This is a genomic window from Pseudarthrobacter sp. rb, from assembly GCF_056389225.1.
The window spans coordinates 1-4,307 of the sequence record NZ_JBWJAR010000044.1 but is presented as its reverse complement, the minus strand read 5'-3'; the positions used below and the strand labels follow the sequence as shown (position 1 = coordinate 4,307).

General features: G+C 57.0%; 3 protein-coding genes. 1 reads left to right on the top strand and 2 read right to left on the bottom strand.

Annotated elements, in window-relative coordinates; all coding sequences use genetic code 11:
- Positions 1–145 precede the first annotated feature (145 nt).
- Positions 146–1,036, top strand: a complete 891-nt coding sequence (locus tag ACWRN3_RS22740) for an LA2681 family HEPN domain-containing protein (protein WP_476742016.1) — start codon at positions 146–148, stop codon at positions 1,034–1,036.
- 118 nt (positions 1,037–1,154) lie between these two features.
- Here the strand turns inward: ACWRN3_RS22740 and ACWRN3_RS22735 are convergent, their stop codons facing one another.
- Together ACWRN3_RS22735 and ACWRN3_RS22730 are read right to left on the bottom strand one after the other, a co-directional pair.
- A complete protein-coding gene (locus ACWRN3_RS22735) occupies positions 1,155–2,213 on the bottom strand; it encodes a diadenylate cyclase (RefSeq protein WP_476742015.1) in 1,059 nt (352 codons plus the stop codon).
- Positions 2,168–2,911 (bottom strand): hypothetical protein, encoded by a 744-nt coding sequence (locus ACWRN3_RS22730; RefSeq protein WP_476742014.1) that lies wholly within the window; start codon positions 2,909–2,911, stop codon positions 2,168–2,170. Before ACWRN3_RS22730 ends, ACWRN3_RS22735 begins: the two co-directional genes overlap by 46 nt.
- Positions 2,912–4,307: the final 1,396 nt, after the last annotated feature.

The following is a 4,307-nucleotide window of genomic DNA, read 5'->3' as shown; positions in this document are numbered from 1 at the left end:
GACGATGGCCAACCCCACCGAGAACCCTCAGTGGGCAGATCTGTTGGCCATCACCGGGCAGTTTTACGGGCCACCAGCGGGCCGATTAACTGGCCGCCGGTGGGCAGAAACTAATGGCCATTGACACCTAAAGAAGGCGAAGGAGTTGCGGAGGCACACAGCGGCAATTGCTGGAGAGGACACGGCGCAGCGGTGGGACACTCTAGAGCTCACCGACAGCCCTGGGCATATCAGCCACGAAGGCGACAAACTAAACGACTACCAAAGGTGGATCAAACAGCACAGGCTGGCGCTGACTTTGGCTGTTGAAGGACTGGGCTCAGACGAGCCTAGGTGGGACAGTGCTGGCCTTGACGGCGTCACCGTCCGTCTCGGGGAGCCGGATCCTCCACCCATCTTTTCCTCCATGAACGTGCTCAAAGCAGAGTTCCTTACAGTGCGCCGACTTGCTTTCAACGGGGAAATGATGCTGTTGGATTCGCTGTATCAGCAACATCGAGAGGACACCGGTTGGTATGCGGATACCCTTGATCACTCCTTGTATGGAGAGCCCCCGGCGATGCTGATACTTGCTCAGCGAGCTAGCCTCGACCTTTTGGACAAAATAGCGGTCGCAGCGAATGAGCACTTTCAAACGGGTCTGCGTCCTGGGGACATCACCTTCCGCAACTATTGGTTCGACAACGGCTCTGGTGCCATTAGGAAGAAGCTCCCGCTTCCCGTGGATGGTTATGGTGCAGCGATCGCGCTGGCTGAGCTTTCTTTCGACATTTGTCCGGAAGGACTATACCCGGCTGCGCAATTGCTTCGGAATGCCGGCACTCATCGTTTGGTTCACTTGACTCATGGGGAGGCTACGGGCGTCACCGAGGATACGCATAGCACAGTCGACTTTATGGAGTTGATTGATGCCTGCCACGAATCGCTTCGGGTGGCCCGTGCCGCTTATATCTATCTGATTGACCTGGTTACTGAGAAGGAATCAGATGAACAAAAGGCACAGTTGATGAGCCTTCCCCTTCCTGAACAGATGTAGAGCGCGCCTCCTTCTGCAGGGGTTGTGTCGTCCTTCTCTGTTGTTCATCTTCCCTGCAGGAGATGACGTTTAGGACGTCAGGCGCGTCCGGAAGTGCTGCCTGATTTCTAGCACGTCGCTATTCCTCAGGCAGGAAGTATGAGTCATTCATCTTGGGGTTAGGCTTCACGAGGTCGTATCCGACTCTGGTGATCGCACTTCCCGAGCGTTCACGGGCTTCCTCAATTCGTTCACGGGCTGCATTGACGCGATTGCATTGTTCGCCGGATAAGTAAAAGGCCAATGCGGCTACATGCCTGTCGTGCCGACTGGCCTTTTCGAACTCGACATCTCCCTCTGAAGCCTCTTCTAAACTGCGAACTGCGTGTTCGACTGCCGAGAGTTTAACTCTGCGCGCCAGGCTAGGGAGGAGGTTGATCATTCCATCCTCACTGACTATGACGATGATGCATGAGCCCTCTGGCATTGCATGGTGATAGCGTACGGCCGAATTGTAACGAGCGCCTCGCGCAGCATCGCCGGTGCCGGTCACCGCAGTGCCGTCTAGGATGACACCAACTGCGTGACAGTGTCCATTTGGAGCGACAAGGATGGCGCCGTCAATCGCGGTTAGCGAAGCTAGGGCCTCTGATTCTAGGGGGCGTGGTTCTATGGCAAGAGCCTGTGGTGCTAGCCTCTTTGCTTCCAGCTCAGCCTCACGATGGATGACCAGCATGGTTCCGTGTTGCTGCTCGGCGGCAGCAAGGGTGAGCTCCCACAATGCTCGAGCGTCGCCGTCTTCATGGAAAACCCGTTCGACGGTGTCGAAAAACTTCTCCTCCGAGATTCTCTCCTGAGGAAGTTTCGCCATTCCATAGTCAAGCCGGAGAAGGTGTGAGTCAACGTGGGAAAGCTCCCATGAACCACGGCCAACGACTTTGACGGAATAGAGGTTCTCGGCCTCCTTTTTGTATCCATCTGATACGCGGCCGAGGCCATACGCTTTGATGCCGTCGCTGAGGAGATGAAGATTCACTCCGGTCATCTCAAGTGCCTTGCGGAAAGAGCGGGTCTCTCTAAGCACTATTGGATTAGAAAAGCGGATGTCGGTGATGACCTGGGGATGTCCCTCCTTGGCGAGAACGATGGTGCCTATACCTGTCCTTCCTTCATAAGGTTGCGCGGCAACCGCCTCCATGGCCTCGGGAAACCCACCGCCCATCCAACCCCGTGCACCGTAACCAGCCGATTTACGAAATCGTGCGCAGCATGCCGTACAACATCAGCTGAATTATCCCCGGCACGGCCGAGACTTTGCGGTGGCTGCGCCCGGCCCAAGGCACTTGTGGCCAGATCCAAAATCTCCCACAGGACAGCCGACTGAAGTGAAGGTCGCGTTGATATTCGGGAGAAGCTTTGCTCTTTGTCCAGTTGTGGGTAAAGGCCCCAGCGACTTCTGAGGACGCTGATGACAGGATAGACGCGGTAGTCACCAACGTGCCCGGGGTACCCAACAAAGAACGTTCTTTCAGATTCGGTATCAGAATTGCCCAGGGCCGAGCTGAGTGCTTTCATCCGGCATGATTCGACAAGGCCGCGCACGAAGCGCTCGTGGACGTCAGGATGTGTGTGCAGAACGTTGCGATCTGGATGCACCTCGTACAGTTGGTCCGCATTCTGCAGCACGTCCCCCAGCAGGTCGGGAGAGTACGGTCCCGTTTCTGGCTCGACACAAATCGGCCAGGGCCCGTTTCCGGCTTCACGGAAACCAACCAAGTAAGCTTCGGGCGCCACTTCTACGCCTATTGAGGAAAGGGCGTGCTTCGCGAGAAAAGTGAGCGAAGACCTGAAGTGCGGCTGGAAACCCCACATGAACTGTTGAATAGTGTCGCGCATCTGCACCTTCTATAGCACTGAGTAAATTGACCCACCGGGAAGGGGCGGTCACCGAAGGCAGTGTATCGGCCGGGCCCCACGCCCACCGCGCTCTTGGGTAGCTTCTCGATCAGTAGCGACCCTTTTGCCCCAGCTTTAGCGGGTCCTAGGCGCTCCCTGTCCTACGCTTGTCCCAACCCGACTTCAAAACACAACGCGTCGCAACATTAGTTAGTGGCTTTGACGTGGATAAGGCAGGAAAAATCATGGACTGGAACGAACTTGGGAGGAATGCCCTGACTATCGCTGCTGCCGTCGTCGCGCCCGCGGTGTCCCTAGTGACTTTGTTCCTGAAGATTCGGGAGTCGAGTGGGCGAAGACGGGCACACACAATCGCAACGGAGGCCTACGCTCTAGCGAAGGCCGTTGGGGAACTCGGGCCAGGGGACGCTGGTAGCGCACACGCTCGCTATCTCCGAAATGACTTGCTGCGTTCCGGCAATGAAGCAACTCGGCAGTACTTGCTGTTGTCTACAGCCCAGAACAGAAAAGTCAGGAACTGGATTGAGGGAACTGTCTACTCCATCACGTGTCTAGCCTTCGGGCTCGCCCTATTGCAGTTTCCGAGCGTCTTCCAGCTCGCCGAGGTTCCTGCGTCGCTCACTTGGTACGTGATGGGTTTGTTCTTCGTTGTGCTCGGCGCCGGTTCACTGCTCCTGGTTGCCAAGGCAATTAGGCGCAGAGGTAGGGGCATCCTGAGACTCTTACGTCAACGACTTCAGCGACGTAGCCCTCAAAAGGGGCATGTACTCATCGGCAATCGACCCTCCTCGGACTTGTCCTGACCCCATCGAACTTGTGGGTGACCTATCAGGCACATTTAGGCTGTTGCCCCGCCCCTTGAGTATCAATTGATGAGCGCCAGTAGTCCGGAGAAGCTACACCGCATCCGAGGCCGAGCAGATCATCATCGACAGCGGCAAGGAAACCAGCACCGAAGCCGCGTAGAAGACCCTTGCCGGGCGGTAACCAACCCGCCCGGCAAGGCACAAACCACCAGCGGCGGACCGGGAACCTCCCGTAGGTCGGGCGGTCCGCCGCCAGGGCGAACCACAGCAGCCACTCGCCCGCGACGGACCGCCAGTCACCGCGATGTTCCAGGGTGCCACCATCCAGCCGCGCGACCATGAACAACGCGGTACCCAGCTCGCGGCAGCATCACAAACACTTCAGCTCCGCTGAACCAAAGATTTCCTTTGCAGAGGGAAAAATGAAAAGGCCGGCACAGTGTGAACTGGTCCCCGAAAGTTGGACTCGCAAATGCGATGTATCCACTTTAGCGGCCAGCTATCGGCTGTTCGCAGAAGTCCCCGTCCCAAGTGGGACGGGGACTTCTGCGTGTTTGAACCACCTGCCA

Bases quoted from the DNA above. Each gene is read 5' to 3' on its own strand.
- ACWRN3_RS22735 (WP_476742015.1), bottom strand. From the start codon at position 2,213: ATGGAGGCGGTTGCCGCGCAACCTTATGAAGGAAGGACAGGTATAGGC.
- ACWRN3_RS22730 (WP_476742014.1), bottom strand. From the start codon at position 2,911: ATGCGCGACACTATTCAACAGTTCATGTGGGGTTTCCAGCCGCACTTC.